The sequence below is a fragment of the Ruminococcus sp. RTP21198st1_G1_RTP21198_201120 genome (genome assembly GCF_040924265.1).
GTDB classification, from domain to species: Bacteria; Bacillota; Clostridia; order Oscillospirales; family Ruminococcaceae; genus Hominimerdicola; species Hominimerdicola aceti.
The window spans coordinates 129,277-156,265 of record NZ_JBCOMH010000005.1 but is presented as its reverse complement, the minus strand read 5'-3'; the positions used below and the strand labels follow the sequence as shown (position 1 = coordinate 156,265).

The 26,989-nt window shown below is 43.4% G+C and carries 27 protein-coding genes and 1 other RNA gene; 16 read left to right on the top strand and 12 right to left on the bottom strand.

All coding sequences use genetic code 11. The features are described from left to right. Positions 1-136: 136 nt before the first annotated feature. The 8 genes from purB (at position 137) to fic (ending at position 6,578) form a co-directional block, all read left to right on the top strand. Positions 137-1,573: an adenylosuccinate lyase gene (gene purB / locus AB5627_RS04915; RefSeq protein WP_022288730.1), complete on the top strand. Its 1,437-nt coding sequence runs from the start codon at positions 137-139 to the stop codon at positions 1,571-1,573. Positions 1,574-1,678: 105 nt separating this feature from the next. Then, complete coding sequence (locus AB5627_RS04910) at positions 1,679-1,909, top strand: hypothetical protein (protein WP_022288729.1); 231 nt, start codon at positions 1,679-1,681, stop codon at positions 1,907-1,909. Further along, positions 1,906-2,286: a DUF2085 domain-containing protein gene (locus tag AB5627_RS04905; protein WP_022288728.1), complete on the top strand. Its 381-nt coding sequence runs from the start codon at positions 1,906-1,908 to the stop codon at positions 2,284-2,286. Before AB5627_RS04910 ends, AB5627_RS04905 begins: the two co-directional genes overlap by 4 nt. Then, entirely contained in the window at positions 2,283-2,783 is a 501-nt protein-coding gene (locus tag AB5627_RS04900; RefSeq protein WP_022288727.1) for a GNAT family N-acetyltransferase, read from the top strand. Before AB5627_RS04905 ends, AB5627_RS04900 begins: the two co-directional genes overlap by 4 nt. A 22-nt stretch (positions 2,784-2,805) precedes the next feature. Beyond that, entirely contained in the window at positions 2,806-3,423 is a 618-nt protein-coding gene (locus tag AB5627_RS04895; protein WP_022288726.1) for a hypothetical protein, read from the top strand. A 35-nt stretch (positions 3,424-3,458) separates the two neighbouring features. After that, positions 3,459-4,562, top strand: coding sequence for a hypothetical protein (locus AB5627_RS04890; protein ID WP_022288725.1), 1,104 nt, complete (start codon positions 3,459-3,461; stop codon positions 4,560-4,562). A 117-nt stretch (positions 4,563-4,679) separates the two neighbouring features. Next, positions 4,680-5,945 carry an O-acetylhomoserine aminocarboxypropyltransferase/cysteine synthase family protein gene (locus AB5627_RS04885; RefSeq protein WP_022288724.1) on the top strand — a complete coding sequence of 422 codons (1,266 nt, stop codon included), beginning with the start codon at positions 4,680-4,682 and terminating at the stop codon, positions 5,943-5,945. A gap of 24 nt (positions 5,946-5,969) precedes the next feature. Beyond that, on the top strand, positions 5,970-6,578 hold the full coding sequence (gene fic / locus AB5627_RS04880; protein ID WP_022288723.1) for a protein adenylyltransferase Fic: 609 nt from the start codon (positions 5,970-5,972) through the stop codon (positions 6,576-6,578). Positions 6,579-6,628: 50 nt separating this feature from the next. Here the strand turns inward: fic and AB5627_RS04875 are convergent, their stop codons facing one another. Beyond that, positions 6,629-7,699 carry a HAMP domain-containing sensor histidine kinase gene (locus AB5627_RS04875; RefSeq protein WP_022288722.1) on the bottom strand — a complete coding sequence of 357 codons (1,071 nt, stop codon included), beginning with the start codon at positions 7,697-7,699 and terminating at the stop codon, positions 6,629-6,631. A gap of 4 nt (positions 7,700-7,703) precedes the next feature. Beyond that, a complete protein-coding gene (locus tag AB5627_RS04870) occupies positions 7,704-8,381 on the bottom strand; it encodes a response regulator transcription factor (RefSeq protein WP_022288721.1) in 678 nt (225 codons plus the stop codon). A 1,173-nt stretch (positions 8,382-9,554) separates the two neighbouring features. Between AB5627_RS04870 and AB5627_RS04865 the strand changes: the two genes are divergently transcribed. From AB5627_RS04865 to AB5627_RS04855, 3 genes are all read left to right on the top strand, one after another. Next, a complete protein-coding gene (locus AB5627_RS04865; protein WP_022286584.1) occupies positions 9,555-12,482 on the top strand; it encodes an ABC transporter ATP-binding protein/permease in 2,928 nt (975 codons plus the stop codon). A 386-nt stretch (positions 12,483-12,868) separates the two neighbouring features. Then, positions 12,869-13,543, top strand: a complete 675-nt coding sequence (locus tag AB5627_RS04860) for a response regulator transcription factor (protein WP_022286586.1) — start codon at positions 12,869-12,871, stop codon at positions 13,541-13,543. Continuing rightward, positions 13,527-15,071, top strand: coding sequence for a cell wall metabolism sensor histidine kinase WalK (locus AB5627_RS04855; protein WP_022286587.1), 1,545 nt, complete (start codon positions 13,527-13,529; stop codon positions 15,069-15,071). Before AB5627_RS04860 ends, AB5627_RS04855 begins: the two co-directional genes overlap by 17 nt. Positions 15,072-15,424: 353 nt before the next feature. On the opposite strand, the gene ssrA is transcribed toward AB5627_RS04855, so the two are convergent. Both ssrA and smpB read right to left on the bottom strand, forming a co-directional pair. Next, positions 15,425-15,784: a transfer-messenger RNA gene (gene ssrA / locus AB5627_RS04850) on the bottom strand. 3 nt (positions 15,785-15,787) lie between these two features. Next, a complete protein-coding gene (gene smpB, locus AB5627_RS04845; protein ID WP_022286588.1) occupies positions 15,788-16,255 on the bottom strand; it encodes an SsrA-binding protein SmpB in 468 nt (155 codons plus the stop codon). 216 nt (positions 16,256-16,471) lie between these two features. Here smpB and AB5627_RS04840 point away from each other — a divergent pair, with 216 nt between their 5' ends. Beyond that, positions 16,472-17,839 (top strand): MATE family efflux transporter, encoded by a 1,368-nt coding sequence (locus AB5627_RS04840; RefSeq protein WP_368369699.1) that lies wholly within the window; start codon positions 16,472-16,474, stop codon positions 17,837-17,839. 399 nt (positions 17,840-18,238) lie between these two features. Here AB5627_RS04840 and AB5627_RS04835 read toward each other — a convergent pair whose 3' ends face one another. From AB5627_RS04835 to AB5627_RS04815, 5 genes are all read right to left on the bottom strand, one after another. After that, positions 18,239-18,865 (bottom strand): formate/nitrite transporter family protein, encoded by a 627-nt coding sequence (locus AB5627_RS04835; RefSeq protein ID WP_022286590.1) that lies wholly within the window; start codon positions 18,863-18,865, stop codon positions 18,239-18,241. A 186-nt stretch (positions 18,866-19,051) separates the two neighbouring features. Then, a complete protein-coding gene (locus AB5627_RS04830; protein WP_022286591.1) occupies positions 19,052-19,951 on the bottom strand; it encodes a hypothetical protein in 900 nt (299 codons plus the stop codon). Between the two features lie 88 nt (positions 19,952-20,039). Beyond that, on the bottom strand, positions 20,040-20,744 hold the full coding sequence (locus AB5627_RS04825; protein ID WP_265290964.1) for a metallophosphoesterase: 705 nt from the start codon (positions 20,742-20,744) through the stop codon (positions 20,040-20,042). Next, the gene (locus AB5627_RS04820) at positions 20,741-21,283 is read right to left on the bottom strand and encodes a metallophosphoesterase (protein WP_117863847.1); all 543 of its coding nucleotides are present in this window, start codon (positions 21,281-21,283) and stop codon (positions 20,741-20,743) included. Before AB5627_RS04820 ends, AB5627_RS04825 begins: the two co-directional genes overlap by 4 nt. A 529-nt stretch (positions 21,284-21,812) precedes the next feature. Then, the gene (locus AB5627_RS04815; protein ID WP_302837784.1) at positions 21,813-22,163 is read right to left on the bottom strand and encodes a hypothetical protein; all 351 of its coding nucleotides are present in this window, start codon (positions 22,161-22,163) and stop codon (positions 21,813-21,815) included. 106 nt (positions 22,164-22,269) lie between these two features. On the opposite strand from AB5627_RS04815, the gene AB5627_RS04810 reads away from it, so the two are divergent. The 4 genes from AB5627_RS04810 to AB5627_RS04795 are packed head-to-tail and all read left to right on the top strand — an operon-like array spanning position 22,270 to position 24,307. Further along, on the top strand, positions 22,270-22,848 hold the full coding sequence (locus AB5627_RS04810) for a hypothetical protein (protein ID WP_302837785.1): 579 nt from the start codon (positions 22,270-22,272) through the stop codon (positions 22,846-22,848). A gap of 25 nt (positions 22,849-22,873) precedes the next feature. Further along, positions 22,874-23,347 (top strand): hypothetical protein, encoded by a 474-nt coding sequence (locus AB5627_RS04805; protein WP_265291127.1) that lies wholly within the window; start codon positions 22,874-22,876, stop codon positions 23,345-23,347. 56 nt (positions 23,348-23,403) lie between these two features. Next, positions 23,404-23,649 carry a cytoplasmic protein gene (locus AB5627_RS04800; protein WP_117923997.1) on the top strand — a complete coding sequence of 82 codons (246 nt, stop codon included), beginning with the start codon at positions 23,404-23,406 and terminating at the stop codon, positions 23,647-23,649. 31 nt (positions 23,650-23,680) lie between these two features. Further along, positions 23,681-24,307 carry an esterase gene (locus AB5627_RS04795; protein WP_265291126.1) on the top strand — a complete coding sequence of 209 codons (627 nt, stop codon included), beginning with the start codon at positions 23,681-23,683 and terminating at the stop codon, positions 24,305-24,307. Positions 24,308-24,852: 545 nt separating this feature from the next. Here AB5627_RS04795 and AB5627_RS04790 read toward each other — a convergent pair. The 3 genes from AB5627_RS04790 to AB5627_RS04780 form a co-directional block, all read right to left on the bottom strand. Then, complete coding sequence (locus AB5627_RS04790; RefSeq protein WP_022288234.1) at positions 24,853-25,644, bottom strand: class I SAM-dependent methyltransferase; 792 nt, start codon at positions 25,642-25,644, stop codon at positions 24,853-24,855. A gap of 178 nt (positions 25,645-25,822) precedes the next feature. Continuing rightward, entirely contained in the window at positions 25,823-26,122 is a 300-nt protein-coding gene (locus AB5627_RS04785; protein WP_022288235.1) for a hypothetical protein, read from the bottom strand. Positions 26,123-26,196: 74 nt separating this feature from the next. Further along, the gene (locus AB5627_RS04780) at positions 26,197-26,925 is read right to left on the bottom strand and encodes a metallophosphoesterase (RefSeq protein ID WP_333635205.1); all 729 of its coding nucleotides are present in this window, start codon (positions 26,923-26,925) and stop codon (positions 26,197-26,199) included. Between the last annotated feature and the right edge of the window lie 64 nt (positions 26,926-26,989).

The following is a 26,989-nucleotide window of genomic DNA, read 5'->3' as shown; positions in this document are numbered from 1 at the left end:
ACTTTTAAAAGCTCCTTTTCTATCCAATGCCGTCCCGCTGTAAACATTTCTCCTTAAACCTATTGTAAACCCGCAAAAAATATGCTATAATAAGTGTGTATACATTATATAATATTACGAAAGAGGTCGAAGAACAATGACAAATTCTTATGAAAGCCCGTTTTGTACCAGATATGCAAGCAAGGAAATGCAGTATATTTTCTCTGCTGACAAGAAGTTTACTACTTGGAGAAAGCTGTGGGTAGCCCTTGCCCGTGCTGAAATGAAGCTCGGTCTTAATGTTACTCAGGAGCAGGTAGACGAGCTTGAAGCTAACATTGATAATATAGATTATGCCGCTGCCGCTGAGCGTGAAAAGCTTGTTCGTCATGACGTTATGTCACACGTTTATGCTTATGGCCTTGTTTGTCCAAAGGCAGCAGGTATCATTCACCTTGGCGCAACTTCATGCTATGTAGGCGATAACACAGACGTTATCATCATGAGAGATGCACTTAAGGTCGTAAAGAGAAAGCTTGTCAAGGTTATCGACCAGCTTGCAAAGTTTGCCGATAAGTATAAGGCTATGCCTTGCCTTGCTTATACTCACCTCCAGCCTGCACAGCTCACAACAGTGGGCAAAAGAGCTACTCTTTGGTGCAACGAGCTTCTTATGGATCTTGAAGATCTGGATTTCAGACTTGCTAACCTCAAGCTCCTCGGCTCAAAGGGAACTACAGGCACTCAGGCTTCATTTATGGAGCTTTTCCACGGTGATACTGATAAGGTAAAAGAGCTTGAAAAAATGATAGCCGAGGAAATGGGCTTTGACGCTGTCGTTCCAGTTTCAGGTCAGACCTATTCAAGAAAAATGGACTATCAGGTATGCTCAGTTCTCGCCGGTATCGCTCAGTCTGCTATGAAGTTCTCAAACGATATAAGAATTTTGCAGTCATTCAAGGAGATCGAAGAGCCGTTCGAGAAAAATCAGATAGGCTCTTCCGCTATGGCATATAAGAGAAATCCAATGAGAGATGAGAGAATAACATCACTTGCCAGATACGTTATCTGCGACGTTCTCAACCCTGCATTCACAGCAGGTACACAGTGGTTTGAGAGAACTCTCGACGACTCTGCAAACAAGAGAATTTCCGTTGCCGAAGCTTTCCTGGGTGTTGACGCTATACTCAATATCATGCTCAATGTTACAGATCCTGACAACGGCTTGGTAGTATATGACAAGATCATCAGAAGAAGAGTTATGGCAGAGCTTCCTTTCATGGCTACCGAGAACATTATGATGGACGCTGTAGAAAAGGGCGGAAACAGACAGGAACTTCACGAAAGAATAAGAGAGTATTCAATGGTAGCAGGTGCAAGAGTTAAGAAAGAGGGACTTGACAATAACCTCTGCGAGCTTATCCTTAACGACCCTATGTTCATGATAACAAAGGAAGAAATGGATAAGATAATGAAGCCTGAAAACTTTATCGGCAGATGCCCACAGCAGGTGGACGAATTTATCGAAAATTGCGTAAAGCCTGTTGTTGAAGCAAACGGCGTGTCTGACGATGTTGCAGAAATAAACGTATAATATCAAAAGATAAAAATATTTCAGCGGGCTGATAGGTCTTTTCAGATCGTCAAGCCCCTGAATTTTATCTGATAAACACCACACAAAAGAAAGGCGGAAAACACCATGGCAGATTTTTGTACAGGCAAACGCTGTCCAAAATGTGGCGGCAGGAACTGTCAGCTTATAAGCGAAACAGACTACAGAAGCGGCAAATACGGCTTTGGAAAAGGCTGCTGCGGCTATATACTGTTCGGACTGCCAGGGCTTATCTGCGGACTTTGCGGCATGGAAAGCAAGTCAAAAACACGTTCCTATTGGGTATGCCCCGATTGCGACTATAAGTTCAGGGCATGAGAACGAGAAAAGACCCATATGCGCTGTGGCTTTATCTTATGAAGCTTGGTGCGGCGGCAGGCTGTCATCAGCGCCCCGACAGAAGCTTCTTTTTCCACGGCTGGCAGTTTCCTGTGTGCGCAAGATGTACGGGCGTGCTTGCAGGACAGCTTATAGGCTTTCCGCTAGCCGTAAAGAAAAATATATCCGCCCTGACAGCGGTTTTGTGCTGTGAAACTACAATGCTTGATTGGCTCTTGCAGTATACAGGGGTGAAAAAGTCCACTAATAAACGTCGGCTCATAACAGGTCTGCTTGGAGGATTTGGGCTTGCGGTTGCATATGTTGGTATCATCAGATTTGTGATAAAAAAGATAAAAAGGGGAGCGAAAACATGATAATCGAAACAGATAGACTTTATATGCGCAGGCTCACCGAGGGCGACTTTGACGCTCTTTGCAAAATTTTGCAGGACGAGAAGTGTATGTACGCCTACGAACACGCTTTTTCTGATGAAGAAGTGAGAGAGTGGCTTTGCAAACAGCTTGTGAGATACCGCATTTACGGTTTCGGGCTTTGGGCTGTGATACTCAAAGAAAGCGGCGAGCTTATCGGACAGTGCGGTATCACAATTCAGCATACCGACAGAGAAAGCGTTATGGAAGTGGGCTATCTTTTCAGACGTGACTGCTGGAACAAAGGCTATTGTACCGAAGCGGCTAAAGTCTGCAAAGACTTTGCCTTTGATAAACTTGGCGCAGACGAGGTGTATTCCATTATTCGTGACAGCAATACAGCTTCAAGGCGTGTTGCCGAGAAAAACGGCATGACAGTGAAATATACCTTTACAAAGCATTATTACGGCGTTGATAGCCGCATTTGGCATATTCGATAAAACGTGAGAAACGGTGATAAAAATGGAACTTGAACAATATAAAAGCAGTGCCTTTGAAATATTCGACAGACTTCTCAGAGCCATGAGAAGCCCCGAGGGCTATGTCCACCCGCAATCCCTTTTGTGCTGTATAGGTTCTCTTGCAGGCTATTCCTGTCAGCAGGACGTGAGAAAGCTTTTCATGACAGAGGGAGTTCAAGAGGAGGACGTTTTCACAGTGTTCACTGATAAGTCGGGCAGAAAGTATTTCTACGGCGATATCATTGACGAAAAGCTTGTGGGCAATAACTACTCAGTGTGGTCTTTTACCGCAGGAGTGCTTAAAAAATATAACGAGCCTTTTACGGACGTTGGGGAAATGCTCCGCTACACTGCGGCAAATGCAGGGGGCGCAAGCTTTGGCAAAATAAGAAACTGCACCACAGGTGAAACTGTCCAAAGCTATATAAAGCTTCTTTGGCAACCGCTTCTGCCTATAGCGCAGAAGTCAGCAGGCAGGGGAGAGCTTCACATAGTTTTCGGACTTTGCATACAAAAAGCCATGATGACCTGCAAAAGCGCAGTGTCACTTTCAGAGTGCGCAAGAATAATAATGGAAAGCGCTCTTACGGGGGCAAGGGTGGACTTCAAGGACTTGTAAGGTAAACAAAATAAAAAAATAGGGAGAAACTTAATATGAAAAATAGCAGAAAAACAGCCGTATTGCTGGCGGCATTGCTGTCAGTGTCACTTTGCGCCTGCGGACCTGTTGAGGAAGCCGCAGACAGCGTTTCAGAAACGAAAGATACTACTACTGCGGAAGCGGTGTCAGATATGCCCGACAGTGTGGAGGAAAGTTCGCAGACGGATGACAGTTCGCAGGTGGAAATAATTCGTGACCCTGAGCTTGTTTGTGACCTTAGCGAAATACCATATACAGCCAAATGCACCGTGGAGGGCAATTTTGGTGCAGAGGCAATGCTTTCTGATTATTATGGTATAAACGCAATGATAAATTCTGACGAGCCGCTCCTTAGTATACCTGTCAAGTATACTGACGCTGATTTCGGGGGTGGGGTCATTCGTTTTGAGTTTAGCGACAAAATAAGCGACGAGCAGAAAGCTAGTGCAGTTATAATGCAGTTTGACGAGGATAGCACGTTCACGAAACTTGAAAGTTTCGTTGACGAAAATGGCATTTCTGCGAATATCACCACGGGTGGCGTTTACATGGTCATAGACAGCTATGTTTATGATATGTTTAACGGAGAGTCGGTGGATATAGACCGTTATGATATTGAAAACGGTTTGACCATAGAACTTTCGGATTTTTCTGCCGCTTTAGAGTTGCCTGAGATAGGTGGATTTTCTGCCGCAAAGTTGGAAAAGCATGAGATAACTACAGATGATTTTGACGGCACGAGAGATGTGAAGATTGTCTATGCAAATCTTATTGACGGCAAAGTGGACGAAAAATATGACGGGTTAAATCTGTCATTGTCTTATTATCAGCGGCTTGACAAGACCACGGTCGATGATATGCTAGATATGTATGCAAAGTCGGCTGATATCAGCTCTGATGATAATGTTTGGCTTGATTATCGGGGACTTGACCTTGGCAATGGCAAGCGTGGCTGTGTTATTGCGGCTCTGGGTGAGGATCAAAGTGTGAACGTTCAGGGCATATACGAGTTTTCTGACAGCGAATATATACAATATAATGTGGTGATACCACTAAAGTATGTTTCAATGGGAGAAGATATTTTCGATTCAGCTATGAGTTTTCGCTATGCAGAATAAACGCATTTATAATGTTTGGGCGGTCTGAGGGGACTGCTGTTTTAAACGCTTTTTGAAAAGCTTTTTATATTGGTAAAAATTTTGCGGTCGTTACCGCATTGAAAGGATTTGATTTGATTGAAGATCGAAACACAATGTTTACACGAGGGTTATACGCCTAAAAACGGAGAGCCGAGAGTAGTGCCTATCGTACAAAGTACAACCTATGTCTATGACTCCTCAAGAGAGATAGCCGAGGTCTTTGACGACCCTACCAAGAGCCTTATCTACTCACGCTTTGAAAACCCTACCACAGACGCAGTTGAAAAGAAAATTGCCGCTCTCGAGGGCGGTGCAGCCGCAATGTGTACATCAAGCGGACAGGCTGCCACACTTTGCTCTATCCTGAACATCTGTCAGGCAGGAGACAGCTTTATAGCTTCCACTTCTATCTATGGTGGCACCATAAACCTTTTCAGCATAACAATGAAAAGACTTGGCATAGAGTGTATCTTTGTTGACCCAGACGCTACAGATGATGAGATACAGGCGGCATTCAAGGATAATACAAAGCTTGTTTTCGGTGAAACTATCGCAAACCCAGCGCTGACAGTTTTCGATATCGAGCGTTTTGCAAATATCGCCCATAAGAATGGTGTTCCTCTTATCGTTGATAATACTTTCGCTACTCCATACCTTTGCAGACCTATCGAGTGGGGCGCAGATATCGTTATCCATTCCACATCAAAGTATATGGACGGCCACGCAGTTCAGGTTGGCGGCGTTATCGTTGACAGCGGCAAGTTCGATTGGACGGGCGGAAAGTTCCCTTGCATGACCGAGCCTGACGAAAGCTATCACGGCACTATCTACACTGAGAAATATTCTTTTGCACCTTACATAGTAAAGGCAAGAATGCAGCTTATGAGAGATTTCGGCTGCTATCCTGCTGCAAATTCCTCGTTCCTGCTCAATCTGGGACTTGAAACTCTCCCTGTAAGAATGAAGCAGTATTGTGAGAATGCGCTCACAGTGGCAAAATTTCTCGAAAGCAATGACAAGGTAGAGTCCGTTGCATATCCTGGACTTGAAAGCGATAAGTACCATAAGCTTGCTGAAAAGTATCTCCCTCTTGGCACAGCAGGTGTTATCTCGTTCGTTATCAAGGGCGGAAGAGATACAGCGGCAAAGTTCATGGACAGCCTTAAGCTTGCTTCCAACGAAGTTCACGTTGCCGATATCCGTACTTGTATCCTCCACCCAGCCTCCGCAACACACAGACAGCTTTCAGACGAACAGCTCGTTGCCGCAGGCATAAACGGCGGAATGATAAGACTTTCCGTAGGTCTTGAAAATGTCGAGGATATCATAGACGATCTTAAGCAGGGCTTTGCGGCTATCTAAAATCCACCGAAAGGAGAACAGCTTATGGCTTTGGAAAACAAACTTGGTATAACCGACTCTGCGACCCTTGCCAGAACAGAAGAAAAGCTAAGCAAGGAAAAGGCTGTTAAGCTGGTTGAACATGGCATTTTGGATAAGCAGAAAGCAGGCAGTTTTCAAGCTCTTGCAGAGATACACAAATATCTTTTTGAGGATATCTATGATTTCGCAGGGAAAATAAGAACTGTGAATATTGCTAAAGGTGGGTTTCGATTTGCCCCTGTTATGTATCTTGAAAGCTCCCTTGAAAATATCGAAAAAATGCCACAAAGCGACTTTGACAGCATAGTTGAAAAGTATGTTGAAATGAATATCGCCCACCCATTCAGAGAGGGCAATGGCAGATCAATGCGCATATGGCTGGATATGATGTTCAGAAAAGAGCTTTCTGTGGCGGTAGATTGGAGCAGGATAGACAAGGAGGATTATCTCCTTGCCATGGAGCGAAGCCCCATTCGTGATATCGAAATAAAGCACCTGCTTAAAAATGCCCTCACAGCGGATACAAATGACCGAGAGCTGTTTATGAAGGGCATAGACCAAAGCTATTATTACGAGGGCTATAACAGCTACAGCATTGATGACCTGAGATAAAAAAATCAAGGACGGATATTTCCTGCGAAATACCCGTCCTTTTTATGTGCCTATCCATTCTCAGGGAGCGTAACAATAAAATTTGTACCCTTTCCGTATTGTGATTCTACACGGATATTGCCGTTGCACAGCTCCACGATACGCTTAACAAGGGGCAAACCAAGTCCGTTTCCCTCTGAAGCGTGCGCCCTGTCCCCTTGATAAAAACGCTCAAAAATGTGTGATATGGTTTGCTGATCCATTCCGATGCCACGGTCAGTTATCTCAGCCGTTATCACATCACCCTCTTTGAAAAGCTTTACTCTGATAGAGCTTCCCTCCGGGGAGAATTTTATGGCGTTGCCTATTATGTTCACCCACACCTGCGAAAGCATTTCCGCATTGGTGGTGTATTGTATCTCCTGCATATCAATGTCAAAGCTTATGTCCTTAGCCGTCCATTGCTTTTCCAGAAGAAGTATGCAGTTTCTTATCTGCTCGTCAAGGGAAAAGCTTGTCTTGTCAGTGATGATCTGCTGATTTTCAAGCTTTGAAAGCATAAGAATGTTCGATGAAAGATTGGTCAAACGCCTTGATTCGCTGATGATAATGTCAATGTATTCCTGCTTTTTCTCTTCTGACAGATTTTCTTTTTTTAGCTGTTTCGCAAAGCCCTGGATAGAAACGATAGGCGTTTTGAACTCGTGAGAGAAGCTGTTGATAAAATTCTCCCTGAACATCTCGATGCCCCCAAGCTCCTGCGCCATTTTGTTGTAGCTTTCTATAAGCTCGTCTATCTCGCCGTTAAAGCCTGTTACCTCTAACCTTTGAGAGAAATCTCCCTTTTCTACCCTGTGCATTGCCTTTTTTACCTCACGCACAGGTCTTACTATCTTGCTTGCTACAGCGGCAGAAATGCAAGTGCCGATTATTACAGATACCACAAGTCCCACAATAAGGAAAACAAAAGGCATTTGCAAAGGGGATAGAAAATGCAGGCATCTTTTTATGCCTATCATTATAAATCCCGTAAGAAGCCCTGCCCATATCATTATCATAAATACCGCCGAAACTATGCTGGCGTTCATGGTGTAATTTCGCCTGCGCTCTGAGCGAAGAGCAGAGATAAGATGTTTTTTCATGAGCCTATCCTTTCAGCTTGACCGCCTTGTAGCCAAGCCCTCTCACTGTCATTATCTCAAAATCGTGGTTATTCTTCAAATGCTCTCTTATGCGGTTTATGTGTACGTCCACAGTGCGCTCGTCAGTGTCTGAGGTCATATCCCAAAGCTCGTCCATAAGCTGACGGCGGGTGAATATCTTGTCGGGATAGGAAAGAAGCTTGTAAAGAAGCATGAACTCTTTCGGTGGAAGCTCCCTTATGCCCTCAGGGGTCTTGATAGTCAGTGCGTCATAGTCGAGAGTGGTGTCGCCCACAGTTATCTTGTGGTCGCTCACTATCTGCGAACGTCGCAAAAGTGCCTGAATACGCAGAAGCATTTCCTCCTCGTCCACAGGCTTAACCATGTAATCGTCCGTACCTTTTATAAAGCCCTGCTTTTTGTCAAAAGCCGTTTCCTTAGCCGTCACCATTAATATAGGCGTCTGAAACCCAGCCCTGCGGATAGTTTCGCAAAGCTCCAAACCGTCCATACGAGGCATCATAACGTCCATTATAATAAGGTCAACGTGTTTTTCGTCCATTATTTCGAGAGCCTCTATACCGTCACGAGCCTCGATAGGTGTGTAGCCGTTGTCGCTAAGCACATCACAGGTCAGTTTGCGAGTGTTAGTATCGTCCTCCACCACAAGTATGTGAAACATTTTTACCCCTCCGTTCACTTTGCATTTTTTTATTATATCACCGTTTTATTAACGTGATATTAACGATGTCAAGACACATTTAGTTCAAAATTTCATGTTGATCCTGCACAATTTCAGGGGTATTGCCTTGTGCAAACAAATGATTTATATTTTAATTTGGCAACATTTCTGCAATTGTTGCATTTTTTATGCAACAAAAGGGGTGCTTTTCGGGGATAAGTATAGGGGTATTATCCCAAATTGAATATCCTGCAAGGTAGCAGTGTATGAGGAAACATTTTGTCAACGTGAGTTAGGTGAACACGATGAGAGGTTCTGATCGCACAGAAAAGCACTTCCTGCACCTTGTTTGAAGCTTGAAAACTGAATAAAAATCGTACAAAGCCACAAAATTACGGCAACAAATCTGTAGGGGCGAACAGCGTTCGCCCGTCGAAGAAACAAGTCCACGATTACAACCATTGTAGGACAGAACAAAAAACTATCCTATCACGCTTGTAGGGGCTGGCGCCCCCGACGTCCCGCCCCTCCGACATTTCGTCTGCAATCTCATTTGTGTTATCCACATAATGTTTTCTACATGAGCTCTTGATAATTCAAACCTCACTCCTTCGAGCGGGCTGTCGAGGGCGCCAGCCCCTACAATTCTGAAATTATAACAAATTCTGAACACGGGCGAACGCTGTTCGCCCCTACAGATATTCGGGATAGTTTATTCCTCCGCAAAATCGCTCCGCTCTTTGCGGACTTTACGTTGTGCAGGAGGATAGTAAAGCGGTGCAGATTTAATTCTCCGATATCACTTTCATCTAAAATCTGACTTCTTTATGCTATTTTTCATTAAATCTGCACCTAGTCGGCTGTCGCCGATTGAGGCTCTGCCTCATACTCCGCTAGGGGCTTTGCCCCTAGACCCCACAAGCCCTCTAGCGCCGGGCTTGAGCGTGCGCTTTATCTCTCGCTTCGCTCGGTGCTTTATTTTTACTTTATGCTTGTAATTTACTTTGGTCTGCTTTGCCCATTCCTCATTCCTCATTTCTCATTTCTCATTCCTCACTCCTCACTTAAATCTCCCCTCCGACAATTTTTTTACCCAAAACTGTGTTATGTTTAAACTGAGTTTATAAAACCCTATTATAATATCTTTACAATAACAAAAATAGGAGAATATATATGCTTAGTTTAAAGGACATAAAAAAAGATTATGTCGTTGGTGATTCCACCGTTTCTGCCCTTAAAGGCGTTAGCATTGATTTTCGTGAGAATGAGTTCGTTTCTATCCTTGGCCCGTCAGGCTGCGGTAAAACCACTCTTTTGAACATTATAGGCGGCCTTGATAGATATACCAGCGGTGACCTTAACATTAACGGCAAATCTACCAAGGATTTCAAGGATTGCGACTGGGATTCCTACAGAAACCATTCCATAGGCTTCGTGTTCCAGAGCTATAACCTTATACCGCACCAGACAGTGCTTTCAAACGTTGAGCTTGCTTTGACCCTCTCAGGTGTTTCAAAGTCAGAAAGACGTGAAAGAGCCGTCAAGGCTCTCGAGCAGGTGGGTCTTGGCGACCAGCTCCACAAAAAGCCTAATCAGATGTCAGGCGGTCAGATGCAGAGAGTTGCCATTGCAAGAGCGCTTGTGAATGAGCCTGACATTCTGCTTGCAGACGAGCCTACAGGTGCGCTTGATACTGAAACAAGTGTTCAGATAATGGAGCTTTTGAAGAGCATTTCAAAGGACAAGCTTATTATAATGGTAACGCACAATCCTGAGCTTGCAATGAAATATTCTTCAAGAATAATCAAACTTCTTGACGGAAAGGTCATAGATGATTCCGACCCTCTTGACAAGAATGTTGTTGAGCCTATCAAAAAGCCTGAAAAAGAGCCTACAAAGGCTGACAAAAAGGCGGCGAAGAAAGAGCGCAAAAAGCTTAAAACTTCCATGAACTTCCTTACTGCGCTGTCTTTGAGCCGAAACAATCTTATGACAAAAAAGGCAAGAACGCTTCTTACCTCTTTTGCAGGCTCTATTGGTATAATCGGTATCGCACTTATTCTTTCTATCTCAAACGGTGTTCAGCTTTATATAGATCAGGTGCAGTCTGATACCCTTTCAAGCTATCCGCTTCAGATAACAAAGACCACCGCAAGTATAGGTGAGATAATGAACACCATGGCGAAAAACCATGAGGATTCAGCAAACCACGATAAAGACAAGGTCTATTCTCAGAATGCCATGGGCGAGATGATAAACACTCTCATGGAAGAAACGAAGGTCAACAATCTGGAGAAGTTCAAGAAATATCTTGACGATAACAGCGACCTGAAAGACCTTACAAGCGACGTTCAGTACACATACGCCACTACACTTAATGTTTTCACGGAGAGCGACAGCGGTGTAATGCAGGTCAATCCGTCAACGCTTCTTGAAGATATGGGATATATGTCCTCAACTCAGATGGAAGCAATGTCCATGAGTGGCTCAATGGGTGGCATGATGGGCATGGGTACTGACGTATGGAGCGAAATGATAGATAATGAGGAGCTTATCGACAAGCAGTATGACGTTATCGCAGGACGTTTGCCTGAAAAATATAACGAAGTTGTGCTTGTAGTTGATAAGAACAACGAGATAAACGACTATGTGCTTTATTCTCTCGGACTTCTCGACCCAAGCTCACTTAACGGCATAGTAAGACGTGCCATGGCAGGAGAGGATATATCCGTTGACAGCGAACAGCACGTTTACACCTATGATGAGCTTCTTGACCTGAAATTCAAGGTCGTTCCTACACCTGATTTCTATAAGAAAAAAGACGGTGTGTGGGAAGATATGACAGGCGATGAGAGCTACATGAAAAAGGCTGTTGCAAATGGCACAGAAATAAGTGTAGTCGGTATCCTGCGACCTGACGAGGACGCTTCTTCTGCTTCCATAAGCGGTGCGATAGGCTATCGTCATGACCTTATGACATATCTTATCGACGAAGTAGATAACAGCGAGATAGTAAAAGAGCAGATAGCAAATCCTGACATAGATGTTTTCACAGGACTTAAGTTCAAAACGGATGAGAATGCGGCAGATACAGACAGCAGTTCAGAAACCGTTTCCGACAGCACAGCCGATACAGAAAGCAAGGCTGACAAAACAGCAGACAACTCCGACACAGATAAGAAGGCTGGTTTGGTGGCAGGCGACAGCTCTATGGAGATACCTGAGGGAATGACTGAGGAGCAGTATAAGGCTCTTATGGAGCAGAGCGGTGCTTCCGATACAGGCGAGCTTGCAGATATGGGCATGAATGCCATGGGTTCAATGGATATGTCAGCAATTCAGGGCGGTGATATGTCATCGCTTACCGAAACTCAGAAGAAGTATATAGCTTCACTTTCTGACGAGCAACTGGAGCTTATGAAGCAAATGCTCAAAGAACAGTCCGACACAAATGCGGATCAGCTTGCAAACAGCGGAAAATATTCCACTTCAAACTATGACAACAACATGAAAACTCTTGGTTATTCAGTTGTTGAAGACCCTGACAGCATAAATATCTATCCTGTGGACTTTGCTTCAAAGGAAAAGATAATAGATATTATCGACGATTACAACGACAGTGTCGGCGAAGAGGACAAGATAGAATACACCGATTATGTTGGTCTTATGATGAGTTCTATCACCTCTATCATAAACGCTATCGGCTACGTTCTTATTGCATTTGTTGCAATTTCACTTGTGGTATCATCTATCATGATAGGCATTATAACCTACATCTCAGTTTTGGAAAGAACAAAGGAGATAGGTATTCTGAGAAGTATAGGTGCTTCAAAGAGGGATATATCAAGAGTGTTCAATGCCGAAACAGTTATCGTGGGATTTGTGGCAGGTGCATTGGGAATAATTATCTCATATCTGCTCACAATACCGATAAACATGATAATCGCACATCTTACGGACGTGCCGATAAGAGCTTCAATACCTGTCAGTGCGGCAGTTGTACTCATTGCAATAAGCGTTTGCCTGACGCTTATCGCAGGTCTGTTCCCGTCAAGAGTGGCGGCAAAGAAAGACCCTGTTATCGCACTGAGAACAGAATAGTTTATTTTAGACCCCAAGGAGGTAATCACTATGAAAAAGCTTACAGCAGAAAAAATAGACAACATCATGGGCGCAATGAGTTGTATCGTAACAGGTTTTTGTCTTATGGCTCTCATTATGATGGGACATTGCTGATTTTCTGACATTCCCATAACAAATTCCTATATAAACTACTGCCCGTCATACCATTTTGGTTGGCGGGCAGTAGTTTTCTTGTGAATTGGTGCGGTATGGCTTAGAATATTCTATAAACCGTCACAAATTTTACACAATAATAGGTTATTATATAAGCAAAGAATATGAATTAAGGTAGCAATACAAAAGGATTGCGTGCAAAGCCAATAGGCGGTCCTTGTGCGGTGCTGCCTGAATAGGAGGGAATAACTATGGCAAAAATACTTGTTGTAGACGATGAGATAAAAATAAGAGAGATAATCAAAGAGTATGCCGAGTTTGAGGGATATGAAGTAGCTCAGGCTGAGGACGGTATGCAGGCTGTGGAAATGGTGAAAAATCAGGATTTCGATATTATCATAATGGACGTTATGATGCCGAAGCTTGACGGCTATTCCGCTTGCAAGGAGATAAGAAAAATAAAGCAGATACCTGTTATAATGCTTTCCGCAAGGGGCGAGGAGTATGACAAGCTTTTCGGCTTTGAGATAGGCGTTGACGATTATGTAGTAAAACCGTTCTCGCCAAAGGAGCTTATGGCAAGGATAAGGGCGGTGCTTAACCGTGCGTCAGCTTCTCAGCGCACTGAGGACGTTATAAGATACGAGGGATTAGAGATAAACTTTACAGCCCGTGAGGTAAAGATAGACGGGGAGAAGGTTTCCATGACTCCGAAAGAGTATGACCTGCTTTTCTATCTGGTGAAGAACATGAACATTGCGCTTTCAAGAGAGAAGCTTCTTGAAGAGGTATGGGGCTTTGATTTTTACGGTGACGACAGAACTGTGGACACTCACATAAAAATGCTGAGAAACAGCCTTGGAAAATACCGCAATCTTATTGTTACTCTGAGAGGAATGGGATATAAGTTTGAAAAGATCCAGTAAGCTTGCAGAAGTCAAGGAAAAAGTCAGCAATAAGACGGCGGAGATAAAGGCGAAAAGAAGTCTGCGGTCATATGTGTGGATGTATTTTATCTTCTTCACGGCTTTTATTCTTATTCTTATTTGGCTTTTTCAGTATTTTTTCTTGGAAAGATATTATCAGTCGGCGAAGATAAGAGATATCACAGACGCTGCAAATCAGATAATCCAAGCATATGGCACTGACCAGCAGGAGGTAACGAACCGCTCGCTGGCTTTTGACAACAGCCTTTGCATTGTTATAACGGACGAAATGGGCAATCCTATTGTGATGGAAAACAACATGGGAGCATATTCGCATCTTAACAAGGTCATAAACAAGGGCTATGGCATCGGACTTTTCAAGATGATATCTCAGCTAAAGCAGTCTGACGATAACTACATCACGAAAATTGCTCAGAATGAGAATTTCAAGAGCAAGGAGATATTTTACTGCACGTCTATCTACACTGATGATTCGGATAAGCAGGCGTATCTTTTTATTGAAAGCTCAATAGAGCCTATAGATTCTACTGTAAGCATTATAAGAGAACAGCTCATTTATATCACTATCATACTTTTTGAGCTTGCTTTTATTGTAACTATGTATATCTCAAAGCGACTTTCAAAGCCTATCGTTGACATTACGAACACGGCGAAGAAATTCGGTGAAGGGGATTATACGGTGGAGTTCAATGGTCATGGCTATTGTGAGATAGAGGAGCTTTCCACGGTGCTTAACAATGCCAAGGACGAGATACAAAAGGTATCGGAGCTTAGGAAAGACCTTATTGCGAACATATCTCACGACCTGAGAACACCGCTCACTATGGTGAAGGCTTATGCGGAAATGATAAGGGACTTGTCGGGGGATAATCCTGTGAAGAGGCAGGAGCATATCCAAGTCATTATCGACGAGGCTGACAGGCTTTCAAGTCTGGTAAATAATCTGCTGGAGCTTTCAAAGCTGGAGTCGGGCAATGCGGAGCTTAAACTCACGGACTTCTCTATTGTTGACAAGCTCAATGACTGCATGACGAGGTATCAGATACTCATAGAGCAAAACGGTTATGATATCAAGTATATCCCTGATGAGGACAGGATAATAACGGCGGATATTGCAAAGCTTGATCAGGTAATTTACAACTTTATAAACAACGCTATAAACTACACGGGTGACAATAAGGTCATTCGTATCAAGCAGATAAACAAGGCTGATGTGGTTCGTATTGAAGTAACAGACAACGGAAAGGGCATTTCCAAGGAACTTCTGCCTAAGATATTTGACAGATACTATCGTGACGCAAAGGTAAAGCGTGACGTGGTAGGCACAGGACTTGGACTTTCCATTTGTCAGGAGATACTCAAAGCCCACGGCTTTGCATACGGCGTTCAATCGGAGGAGGGCAAAGGCTCGACCTTCTGGTTTGAAGCAAAGATCGCAAAGCAGGAGAGCAAGACTGTTCAGAAAATGGAGAGCAGGCTTTCGCTCAGCGGGCTGGAGGAAAAATAGAGTAAAATATAAGAGTGCATTATCTGAGGTGGTAATGCACTCTTTTTTTATTATATCAGCGTCTGCCATGGTGAAATAACAAAGTTGGGTTTATAAATAATGATCCATGAGCGGCAATAAAAAAACCGCCTTACATAAAGTAAAGCGGATCGGGTGCAGGGGCACGCCCCTGAATTTGTAAAAGTGACACACAAATTATCACAGCGGTGACTTTGTGTGTTTACAAAAACACTTGATGGGAAATGCCCGCCACGGCGAAACAATGGTTGGGTTTTAGATAAAATTGATGAGCGGCAATAAAAAATCCGCCTTACATAAAGTAAAGCGGATTGGGTGCAGGGGCACGCCCCTGCTGGTGGAGGTGAGGAGAATCGAACTCCTGTCCGAAAGCCTATCCCCACGAACTTCTACGAGTGTATTCTGTTATTGCGGAAAACTCCCATTCCCTTGCACAAAGGCAAACAGACACGCCTGTGTGTTTGGTAGGCTGTGATACATCACAAGGCTACAGCCGTCGCTTTGTAACGTTCACCACTGATCGACGCCTTTACCAAAGCCGTGGTACTCTAAGGCAAGACGAGCGCTGACTTAAGCAGCAGCTAATTCAAAATTATCGTTGTCGTCTAATTTTAAAACGTACGCCGTTTAAAGAGTGTGCGCTCCTCTACTCGCTTATCGTGCTTCAAAACCCCCGTCGAAACCTTTACACCCCCATGTTAGTTTCGCTCTTTCATGGCACGCTCTATGTCACGCTGTGCGGCTTTCTTTGCCATGTCGTCACGCTTGTCATAAAGCTTTTTACCTTTGCAAAGCCCAAGTGCAAGCTTGACTCTGCTGCCTTTGAAATATAGCGACATCGGGATAAGCGTAAGACCCTCCTGCTGTACCTTTCCGAACAGCCTCAGTATCTCACGTTTGTGGAGCAGCAGCTTTCTCTCCCGGCGTGGATCACGGTTGAAAATATTGCCGTGTTCATAAGGGGATATGTGCATACCCTTGACCCACATCTCTCCGTCCTCGATAGAACACCAACTGTCTTTCAGATTGACGCCGCCATTCCTTATAGACTTGACCTCTGTTCCCACAAGCTCGATACCGCACTCGATCTGCTCAAGCACGAAATAATCGTGACGTGCCTTTCGGTTATCGGCAATCTGCTTTGTGCCTTTTTTGTCTATCGCCATACTGCTCACCTCCCGTGGAATATTATTATAACACCATTTCATGCCTTTGTCAACAGGCAAAGAGTTCAAAAAATTGTACAAATGGTCGTAATGTTTAGATTTTTACACATCTCTGTGTGTGCTTATGTGCAAATTCGGGTATTGAAATAGCTTTGATGGTGTGATATAATATTAGGTATGAGAAATAGTTAGTTGAAAGATGAGAGAAGATCTGGTATGAAAAATAAGAAAATAGATATGTTAAACGGTCCGCTTGTGGGCAAGATCGTTATTTTTGCACTGCCCCTTGCATTGTCAAGTATTTTGCAACAGCTTTTTAACTCTGCTGACCTTGCGGTGGTGGGCAGATTTGACAGCGACAAAGCCATGGCGGCGGTTGGAAGCAATTCTTCATTGGTGAACCTTATTGTAAGCCTTTTTCTGGGGCTTTCTGTCGGTGCAAACGTTGTGGTGGCCAGACTTATAGGTCAGGGGAGAAAAGAGAAGGCAAACGAGGCTGTACATACGGTGGTGCTTTTGGCGGTCATAAGCGGATTTATCATACTGGGTGTAGGCGAGATACTTGCACCGATACTCCTTGGCATGATGAATGTGCCTGACGATGTTTTAAAGCTTGCAACGCTGTATCTCAGGATATTCTTCTTTGCAATGCCTTTTATCGAGATATATGACTTTGGTTCGGCAGTGCTTAGGAGCAAGGGCGATAGCACCAGACCTCTTTACGCTCTTATCACCGCAGGCGTTATAAATGTTATTCTGAACCTTGTGTTCGTGATCGTGTTCAAAATGGGCGTGGCAGGCGTTGCAACGGCAACTGTTATATCAAACTTTTTCAGTGCCTGCATGATACTTTACTTTCTTACCCACGAGGAGGAGATGCTAAGACTTGATTTCAGAAAGCTCAGGATACGCTGGAAATATCTCCTCGGTATCATAAAGATAGGCTTGCCGGCTGGTTTGCAGAGCATGGTTTTCTCACTGTCAAACGTTGTGATACAGGCGGCGATAAACAGCTTTGGTTCAGACGGTATCGCCGGAAGCACAGCCGAACAGAATTTTGAGTTCATGGCATATTTTGTGATAAACGCTTTCGCTCAGACTGCGACCACCTTTACAAGTCAGAATTTTGCGGCTCAGGATAAGGAACGCTGTAAAAAGATATACAGGCTTTGCACCTTTATCGGGCTTGCAAGCTGTCTTGGGCTGAGTATGATATTCCTTATTGGCAGACACCTTTTTATACAGATATTCTCAACGGACGAGAACGTTATACACTACGCAATGATAAGAATGTGGTCAGTTTGCCTGCTGGAGCTTCTTACGGGTGTTTACGAAATATCGGGCGGCTGTCTTAGGGGAATGGGTCACTCTATGACACCTGCGGTCATAACTGTGCTTGGCACCTGCGTGTTCAGGCTTGTGTGGGTGAACACGATTTATGCGGCTCACAGAAGCTATCTTATGCTTATGATAGTTTACCCTGTTTCCTGGGTGATAACAGGCACTGCGGTAACAGTGGCTTACTTTATTACACGGCGCAAAGAGTTTGCACAGATAGGTAAACGCAGGGCGGATATTATTTGATAGACAGGCGACAATTCAGATAGACGTGGGAAGAGGCAAACGCTGTTCGCCTCTACAGAAAAAGATAATTCTGCACTCTGAAAGCTTTAGGATTTTCGGAGTGCAGATTTTTTTTGAAAAAAGTCGTAACTGTCCAAAAAAAGTTACCACAAATGGTTTTTAGTGTGATATAATACATACATCAGGAACGAACAAAGACTTCTGCACACTCCTTCTAAGTTGATTAAATTGTGTTTTATTTGTTATCTTATGTTTACTATTGACTCCTTTGTTTTATTTGTTTTTTTCATAATACCCCCTTTACTGTGTTCCTGAGAGCAGAAGTCATTTTTTTACCGCAGTTCTTTTTGAACTGCGGTATCTTTTTTTATGTGTTACATAATCTTATAAAAATAGGCGTCATGCTTTTGATACAAAGCCTTTTCGCAGAAGGGGGATAAGTATTCCGCCAATGGAGTTTCCAAGGGACATTATAATAAGGTAGCCAAAGGCTTTAATGCTCCATAAGTCTGCCATGGCAAAGAAATACATATTAGCGACGCAGTGTTCAAAGCCGCTGAGGATAAAGACCACAACGGGGAGAAATATTGCAAGTATCTGTCCCACAGGGTTTTGGATAGTTTTATAGCCGTCTGCGGCAACGAACATAAGTATTCCGCAGAAAAATGATAGGATAAAAACGTTTGTGATATTATCCCCAAGCTTTATATTGCAAAGCTCTGTGGCTTTGTCGCTTATGGTGGATATGCGTGTTTGGGTAATAAGCAGGGCGGAGAGGACGGCTCCTGCAAAATTGCCGAGCCATATTATGCCAAGCTCACCGAGATAAGAGGGTTTGTTTTCAACTGCATATCCGACTTTTCCTGTGAAGAGATCAAAGCCAAAGGACAGTATCACGAAAAGTCCAATGCCGAAAAGAAGCGCTCCCAGATATTTGTTAGGGCAGGAAAGATAGACTGTTCCGCCTATGGCTATCGCCACGCCTGTGAGCAAAGAACGCAGAAATATGTCGATAATTTTCTTCATGTAAATTCTCCTATAACTTTTTTGTGACAAAGCACTGTGTTATTATACTATATTATAATGGCTGTTTCAACAAAAAAGTGGCATTGTTTACACTTATTTTGATTTTTGTTTCCAAGTAAGCCATGGGTAACATGAGTTTTGTGACATATTTTTTGTGATATGGGAGATATGCAATGTGAAGAATAGTCAGAACAGGTCAAGCATACTGTCAAGATAAATTTGCTCTCTGACTTTTAGCTGATGTTCGGGTTTTGTCATATAGTAGAGCAGAAATTCAAGTATCAGGGCGCTTCCAAGGCTTCTGCCCTCTATTTTGAAGTTTGAAAATCCCATTGGGAGATAGGTGTTTTGGATATCCTCTATGCAGATAAAGGTGGGGCTTTCCATGGCTTTTGAAAAGCGGTAGCCCTCTGCGGCATTGGGTGCTTTGCAAACATGGTCGGGGCAGTTTTCACCGAGATTTTTGCGGCTGACGTTTTCATAGCAGTTTTTTCGGTCTGCACAGCCTACATAACAGCACTCGTTGCAAAGAAACTCAACCTTGTTTTTCTGCTCAGTGGTGAGATCGGAGAGTTTATCCAGGGCTTTGTTTAGGCGAAAGTCGGGGACTACATAGGAAAAATCGTCATTATCAAGCTCGTTTACAAGCTGAGAAAACTCGGTGAGGACTTTTGTGGTAGAGGACACAAAATAGAGGTGGGGATAATTCTCTTTCAGATATGAAAGAAGCAGGTCGGAGCATATTATCACGCCATTTTGTGGAGGCGGGCTTTGGGAAAACAGTCTGCAAAGCTCGTTGCACTTTTTGTCTGAAAGGTGTTCTTCCCTTAGCAGGGAATTGCTGAAGGTCAGCCGTGAGGAGATGTTATATTCTTTCATAAGGTCGAGGACTTCTCGTGGAGAATGTTCGCCGAAGCCTGCTCGTCCGCCGCCCCATATACAGTCGGCAGGTGCGCCATAGACAGAGCCTATTTCGCACCAGTCATAGAAATAATCTCTATGCTCACGGAATATGGGCAGGAAAGCGGCGTAAAGGTCATAAAACTCGAAAAGCCCCGGCAGGTGGTAGTATGCTTTATTGGTCATGTGGGGTCACCTCTTTTTTTATCATTATAGCATGGCGGGGGTGGGAAGTCAAAGGGGTGCGTTGTTTACAAGCTCATAGGTCAGACTATTACGGCAGTGTGACTATTTTATCATAAAGTATCTCAAACTTCGGGTTTAGTTTGCTCACATAGTCGCAGTGATAATGCCCGCAAAACCAGCGTTCATATTGCATTTTCTCTGCAAGGTCACGAAAAAACTCTGTGAGCCTGTTTTCTGAATAGTAGAAATTATAAGCGGACGTGCATTTTCCATGCTCCACCTCATATTCGATATCTGTAGGTGCGCAGTGAGTTATAACATAGTCGGCTTTGTATCCGCACTTTTCAAGGGTGGAAAGTGCTTGGGCGTATTCTTTGTTATTAGGAAGCTCCTGCTCCCATATGCTTATGCCTATGGTGCGAAACTCTCTGTCATGGCTTTCTGCGCCACCCATGGTGAAAAAGCTTTTGCCCTCGATATCGAAAAGCTGTCCTCGCATAAGGTGGATAATGCTTGGGGCTATTCGGTGTATCTTTCCTCCATGCCAGTTTTCTACGGGATAAGCGTTCAGGAGGTCGAAATTCTCGTGATTGCCGTCAACAAAGAGGGTGGTGAAAGGTCTGTCGTTAAGCCAGCTTCTCCACCACATATCTTCCTTATCATTGTTCCATACAAGTCCGAAATCTCCGCAAATTATAACGTAATCATCCTTTGTCATGCTGTTGAAAATATCCTTGAAGTCGGGGTTGCCTTTGTTGCTGAGCTTATGGATATCGCCTGTTATAAGTATCATTTTGCGCTCCTCCTTATTTCATCAAGTGTTCTGGGGGTGTAGTCCATATAATAGAGCATACAGCCCACATTATAGCTTTCAAATGGTATGGCAAGGTTTTTGCATATTTGTGCATACTGCAAAAACGCCTGATAGTCCTTGGTGTTATGGACATGACCATAGAGGTGAACAGCGCCACGATATTGATTATACCAATGGGCGATAGGATAATGAGAAAGCACCACCTGCGTTTCGTCGTCTTTTATCACTGCATAGTCTTTTACCCACTGAAAGCAGGCTTTCATTTCTTCTGTGGGCTTATCGTGGTTGCCGAGGATAAGATACTTTTTACCATTAAGCTGATAGAGCATTTCAAGCCCCTGAGCGTTTTTCCATGCAAAGTCACCGAGGATATAAACTTCGTCGCTATCGGAAACGGTGCTGTTCCAATTTGCCGTCATGACAGCCTGCATATGGTTGATGTCAGTAAAAGGTCTATTGTCATGGTGCAGGACGTTTTGGTGTCCAATGTGCATATCCGATATATAAAATATTGGCATTTTATCCTCTCCTCTGTTAGATTTATGAAATATTATAGCATTTATCTTAACTAAAATCAATAGTATCTCATTTTCATTTTGGCTCATCTTAAAATTATTTTTCTATCTTGGTTTTGAAAGCTCTATCTCGTTTGCAAAAAGTTCATCTGGACATAAAAAACACCGACACAGCTTATAAAAAACTGTATCGGTGAAAGCTTTTTCAAACTACTTTTCCATTACTACTATCTTGTTTGAGATATTGCTCACAGGCTTTATCTTTTTAAGAAGCTTTGGTTTTTCATTCATATTCATTTTCTTCCTCCGGCGGTGTCATTTGGCTAGTTGTGATTAACTCGTCTTTTTTTATGATAGAACATTGAGGGGGAAATGTCAACAGAGGTGGGGCGGATAGGGGAGTTGGGTCAGAAAAATACCGATACAGGGGAGCTGTATCGGTCAGCCTGTCGCAAAAGCCTACCTTTTAATAAAAAAAGGTAGGCTTTTTTCGTGAAATGTGATATAATATAGTAGGGTGATAAAGGTTTTGTTACATCTTGTCAACATAAAACTCCCTGTCTGTTTCAAAACAGTAGGCGCACAGCCGTCCACCTGAGGCACAGCCACAGTCTATGGCTATGTGTCCGTTGGCTTTGTAGGCTTCGGGACTGCCGTGGTTTGGAATATTGGCGGTATGGGTGTGACCTGTCACAAGGAAAGTATTCGGGTCGCTGAAATAGCGTTTTGAATAGTCGGCACGCTCCCAGATAAGCTCGTGGAGGGTATATTCATCAAGGGGCTTATCCTCGCTAAAGCCCCCAAGACCTGCATGGGTGAGGACAAAACGTTTGCCGTTTATGGTGATATCCTCATACATTGAGAAGCTTTTGAGAAACTCCATAAAATCCATGCGGTCGGCTTTGGAGAGGGAGATAAATTCGCTGAAAGGTAACCGTCAAATCCTCCGCACCCTCCCAAAAATAATCAGACCCTGCAAGAGATCACCATTGGCAAGCAAAACGTCGCTTGAGGGTAATGTTGAGATAACGGTATTGCAAGATGAAGAAAGAGTGCGGAAGGATCCATGCTCTGACACACTTGGGTATCTTAATGGTTTGGACGATCAGCAAAGGTTGGAGCTAGTGAAACATCACAAGGATATGGTAAAACTTACGCCTGAGGGTGAGGAAGAAGAATATAAGAAGCACTGCCAAAGCTACGAGTTTAAAAGAGCAACGGATTCTCTTACTTTTGTATGTATACGCCGAATGGCTGACGGAGAATTTCAGGTATCGCATTTGTATTCCGACAATTATTATTGCAGTGCGGAAGATATGTTTGAAAAAATCGAAAGCAAAATGGGTGATGATTCGGTCATTGAGTGTGTTATACTGACTTATAGGAGAAGCTATTTGCCTGAGCGGATGATATATAATAGGGACGCAAATTTTTATGCGGGCTTTTATTACAAATACGGCGTGCTTACAGAAAAGAGTGAGGAAGACGCTTTTAAGCTTTTTCATTCACTTTACTCAGAAAAGGTCGATCAGGAGTATGAACACAAATATGGTCATTTAGAGAAGTGACGGATAAGATGTAAAGGAGGACAAAATGCCGAAGCATTGGAGCAAACTGCAAAGAGAGATATACAAGCTTATCGACAGCAGGATAGGGATTCAGATACATTGCAGTGTTTACAGAATGGATAGCCGCTGGGGCGGAACTGACCTGCCTAGATATTGGATAACATTAGGCAAGGAGATAATTTTTGATTATCCTAAAGACTTTTTGGATAAGAAGCTGCCTGAGCGAAGGTTGATAATATCATGCTCACATAATGAAACTGTGGGGGAGCTTTATCCTTATGTAACAGAGATAAGCCTTATATCGGATATCATCAGGGAGTATATAGACACGCCGCTAGCGGATCTGCTATCCCATGATTTTGAAGCCGATGACCTTGGGATAACGGATATTTTGAAAGTCTCTGACAGGAGGATAGGAAAGCGCAGGCTGGCGGAGTATTTTAAGGACACTGACAATGAAGCGGTGAAGAAGATTTTAAGAGTCAGGGGAGAGATTTGACTTTGCAGGGTGCGGCGTGATATAATGATAAAAAATATCTATCTAAGGAGTAAAAAATGACCGACTATATAGAAGCTCACAAGTTTTCCAGCAACAACAAGGAAGCACTGCAAAATGACAAAAAGTGCGGCTGTTTCTACTGCCTGAAAATTTTTGACCCAAAGGAGATAAACTTTTGGATAAAAGATAACACAGAAACAGCAGTATGCCCATATTGCTGTATAGACTCTGTTATCGGAGAATCAAGCGGATATCCTATCACAACGGAATTTTTGACGAAAATGCATGAATATTGGTTTTGATAAGCCCCATTAAAACGGAAAGGACAAGAAAATGACACTGCATTATTTTGCTGACAAAAACGCCGACACAGTTCTTATCCAGCTTGTGGGCGACCATGATCTGCCTGAGATAGAAAACGAGGTGGCAGAGATAAAAAAGCTCACGAGTGTGGATTTTCAGCTTATTGCGGTGAAGGTCGATGATTGGAACAGGGAGCTTTCACCATGGGAAGCCCCTGCGGTATTTGGCAATGAGGACTTCGGCAATGGAGCGGAAGACACTCTGGCGGAGATATTAACGCTTTGCTCGGACAAGAGCAAGAATTATTACATTGGCGGATATTCTCTGGCAGGGCTTTTTGCCTTGTGGGCGGCGTTTCAAACGGAGAAATTTTCAGGCGTTGCGGCGGCTTCTCCGTCGGTGTGGTTTCCTGATTTTGTGGGGTATATGAAAGAGAATAAGATAAAATGCGACGCTGTTTATCTCAGTCTTGGTGACAAGGAAGAAAGGACGAAAAATGCGGTCATGTCAAAGGTGGGCGACTGTATCCGTGAGAGTTATGATTTGCTGACGGGGCAGGGTATCGAATGCGCCCTTGAATGGAACAAGGGCGGGCATTTTAAAGAGCCTGCTTTGCGGACAGCTAAGGGGTTTGCTTGGGTGATGAATGGAAGATAGGGGAATGGCAATGGATAAGGAAAAATTGTAAAACAGGCTTATGGTATTGCCAAACTAAGGGACAAGTCGATCAAGGGAACAAAAGAGACAATATATTTTGACAACGCATCTATTGGCGTACTTCCAGAGATCATTACGGAAAACAATATTGTTGTTGCAAGCTCCAATAATGGTGCAGTGCAGAGTATCGTAAATGAGCTTTCACTTACCAAGGAACAAATCGACTAAAAGTTTGTTGAGGAGCTTAAAGGTGCTGACTATTTTTGCAGTATCGCTCCCAAATAAAGCCTGTACTCACAATGGATTCAAATATTCTGAATATGCTTAGAGAACATTTTGGAGTGACTGAAAAATATTTATCAAATTCCGCATCAACGCAGACATTGACTGAATGTTGCCGCTACCCGTGCAAAAAAAGAATTATATATTGTTGGAGATAAAAAATTATATCTGAATTGCGGCTGTGATACGCTGTTTGATGGGCTTTTTGCGTGGCGGAACTTCTAAATTTGGGATTATAGCATGGCGGGGGTGGGAAGTCAAAGTTATTTTTCCATTACTACTATCTTGTTTGAGATATTGCTCACAGGCTTTATTTTTTTGAGCAGTTTGAATATTGGGATAAACTCCGCCATTCCCTCGACGAGGCTGTGGTCTTCAATGTGGCGGAAGTTCGGGAGAAGCTTTGCAAGCTCTTTGCCGTCCTTGACGCCCCATGTGAATTTGGCTTTGCTGCCCTCGATAGACTTTTCTTTCATACGCTTTACCATAGTGGGGCTCATTGTCTCGACCAATACTGTGACGTGTTCAAAGCGTTTGTTTATGACGTCAAATATCTCCTTTACGTTCTTTTCTGAGAGGTACATAGTCAGACCCTCGATAATGACGATAGCAGGGGCATCGTGCTCGGTTATTTCTCCGCTCCAATCGTCCATGGCGGACATTGCTATCTGGGATATCTCGCCTGATTCAGGGAGAAGCTTTTCTCTCACGGCGATAGTTTCGGGCAGGTCGAGGTTATACCAATGGGTGTAGCCGTTCATTCTGTAACAGCGTGTATCAAGTCCGCAGGCGATATTCACCACCACTGCGCCTTTGTTTTTTGCAAGATACTTGTTCGCAAGCTTATCGAGGACTATTGTCCTTGCCACAACGCCACTGTGCATTGCTGAGTCCTTATCGGCAAGTGAGAAATCATAGTTTATCTTATCTATTATCTCCACGGCTTTTGTATCTTTTATCGCACCCCTTGTTTTGGTTTCCTTTGCACGGGCATACACGGTTTGCAGCATAGTTTCAGGCACGCCTGAGAGCTTTGGTTTTTCATTCATATCCATTTTTCTTCCTCCTGTGGTGTTATTAAGATAGTTGCGACTAACTTGTTCTTTTTTATGATAGCACATTGAGGGGGAAATGTCAATAGAGGTGGGGCGGATAGGGGAGTTGGGGCAGAAAAATACCGATACAGAGGGGCTGTATCGGTGGGTGTGAGTAAAAGGAGTAAACTGAAATTTATTACTCATAAACGGAAAATTTAATAAATTCATATGGCAATCCCATATCTTCGGAATATTTGCGTATCTCTGCCTTTTCGTCATCATTCATTTCGTTATAGAATGGTCGGTCTGATACTTTCCAATATATTTTAACTTCATCTATTATCAACACATCTCCCCAAGGGGCAGCATATAATTCCCCGACTTTATATTTTCCAAGTTCTTTATATACTCTTGTGGTATAACAATATCCCAATTTCTTTAAGTAATTTTGGATAGATCCATATTCATATTCGGGAAATGATATTTTTTCAAACATACAATAGACCTCCTGCAAATGTAACACAAACTGTTTTATCCTCGTCGGTTATGATATTTAACGGGACAAGTATATCACATTTTGAAGTGATTTTCAAGGGGCTGGTTTATTTTGTCAACATAAAACTCACTGTCAGTTTCAAAGCAGTAGGCGCACAGCCGTCCACCTGAGGCACAGCCACAGTCTATGGCTATGTGTCCGTTGGCTTTGTAGGCTTCGGGTCTGCCGTGGTTTGGGATATTAGCGGTAGGGGTGTGACCTGTCACAAGGAAAGTATTCGGGTCGCTGAAATAGCGTTTTGAATAGTCGGCACGCTCCCAGATAAGCTGGTGGAGGGTATATTCATCAAGGGGCTTATCCTCGCTAAAGCCCCCAAGACCTGCATGGGTGAGGACAAAACGTTTGCCGTTTATGGTGATATCCTCATACATTGAGAAGCTTTTGAGAAACTCCATAAAGTCCATGCGGTCGGCTTTGGAGAGGGAGATAAATTCGCTGAAAGTGGGTTTTCCTCCGCTGGTGAGCCAATCGATCAGGTCTAGCCGTTCGTCTTTTGTAAGCTTGCTCACGTCATCTTTTATAAGGTGGCGGAGATTGATATAGGCAAGGTGTTCGTGGTTGCCGAACAGCGGGATAACATTATCCCGAGCCATGATGTCGTTATAGATCTCCATAGGCTTTTCGCCCCTGTCGCAGATATCACCTATGATATAGAGGGTATCGTCCTCAGAGAAGCCTATTTTTTCGAGAAGCTTAATATACTCCTCATAACAGCCGTGGATATCAGATATTGCATATGTCATAAAAGCACCTCGCTGGGTTTTGGGTCGGGTTTCTTGTCTATTCTATTATAGCATACTTAGGGGT

Excerpts from the sequence above, each read along its gene's own strand:
- purB (WP_022288730.1), top strand. The coding sequence starts at position 137 with ATGACAAATTCTTATGAAAGCCCGTTTTGTACCAGATATGCAAGCAAG.
- AB5627_RS04910 (WP_022288729.1), top strand. The coding sequence starts at position 1,679 with ATGGCAGATTTTTGTACAGGCAAACGCTGTCCAAAATGTGGCGGCAGG.
- AB5627_RS04905 (WP_022288728.1), top strand. The coding sequence starts at position 1,906 with ATGAGAACGAGAAAAGACCCATATGCGCTGTGGCTTTATCTTATGAAG.
- AB5627_RS04900 (WP_022288727.1), top strand. The coding sequence starts at position 2,283 with ATGATAATCGAAACAGATAGACTTTATATGCGCAGGCTCACCGAGGGC.
- AB5627_RS04895 (WP_022288726.1), top strand. The coding sequence starts at position 2,806 with ATGGAACTTGAACAATATAAAAGCAGTGCCTTTGAAATATTCGACAGA.
- AB5627_RS04890 (WP_022288725.1), top strand. The coding sequence starts at position 3,459 with ATGAAAAATAGCAGAAAAACAGCCGTATTGCTGGCGGCATTGCTGTCA.
- fic (WP_022288723.1), top strand. The coding sequence starts at position 5,970 with ATGGCTTTGGAAAACAAACTTGGTATAACCGACTCTGCGACCCTTGCC.
- AB5627_RS04875 (WP_022288722.1), bottom strand. The coding sequence starts at position 7,699 with ATGAAAAAACATCTTATCTCTGCTCTTCGCTCAGAGCGCAGGCGAAAT.
- AB5627_RS04870 (WP_022288721.1), bottom strand. The coding sequence starts at position 8,381 with ATGTTTCACATACTTGTGGTGGAGGACGATACTAACACTCGCAAACTG.
- AB5627_RS04865 (WP_022286584.1), top strand. The coding sequence starts at position 9,555 with ATGCTTAGTTTAAAGGACATAAAAAAAGATTATGTCGTTGGTGATTCC.
- AB5627_RS04860 (WP_022286586.1), top strand. The coding sequence starts at position 12,869 with ATGGCAAAAATACTTGTTGTAGACGATGAGATAAAAATAAGAGAGATA.
- smpB (WP_022286588.1), bottom strand. The coding sequence starts at position 16,255 with ATGGCGATAGACAAAAAAGGCACAAAGCAGATTGCCGATAACCGAAAG.
- AB5627_RS04840 (WP_368369699.1), top strand. The coding sequence starts at position 16,472 with ATGAAAAATAAGAAAATAGATATGTTAAACGGTCCGCTTGTGGGCAAG.
- AB5627_RS04835 (WP_022286590.1), bottom strand. The coding sequence starts at position 18,865 with ATGAAGAAAATTATCGACATATTTCTGCGTTCTTTGCTCACAGGCGTG.
- AB5627_RS04830 (WP_022286591.1), bottom strand. The coding sequence starts at position 19,951 with ATGACCAATAAAGCATACTACCACCTGCCGGGGCTTTTCGAGTTTTAT.
- AB5627_RS04825 (WP_265290964.1), bottom strand. The coding sequence starts at position 20,744 with ATGATACTTATAACAGGCGATATCCATAAGCTCAGCAACAAAGGCAAC.
- AB5627_RS04820 (WP_117863847.1), bottom strand. The coding sequence starts at position 21,283 with ATGCCAATATTTTATATATCGGATATGCACATTGGACACCAAAACGTC.
- AB5627_RS04815 (WP_302837784.1), bottom strand. The coding sequence starts at position 22,163 with ATGGAGTTTCTCAAAAGCTTCTCAATGTATGAGGATATCACCATAAAC.
- AB5627_RS04805 (WP_265291127.1), top strand. The coding sequence starts at position 22,874 with ATGCCGAAGCATTGGAGCAAACTGCAAAGAGAGATATACAAGCTTATC.
- AB5627_RS04800 (WP_117923997.1), top strand. The coding sequence starts at position 23,404 with ATGACCGACTATATAGAAGCTCACAAGTTTTCCAGCAACAACAAGGAA.
- AB5627_RS04795 (WP_265291126.1), top strand. The coding sequence starts at position 23,681 with ATGACACTGCATTATTTTGCTGACAAAAACGCCGACACAGTTCTTATC.
- AB5627_RS04790 (WP_022288234.1), bottom strand. The coding sequence starts at position 25,644 with ATGGATATGAATGAAAAACCAAAGCTCTCAGGCGTGCCTGAAACTATG.
- AB5627_RS04785 (WP_022288235.1), bottom strand. The coding sequence starts at position 26,122 with ATGTTTGAAAAAATATCATTTCCCGAATATGAATATGGATCTATCCAA.
- AB5627_RS04780 (WP_333635205.1), bottom strand. The coding sequence starts at position 26,925 with ATGACATATGCAATATCTGATATCCACGGCTGTTATGAGGAGTATATT.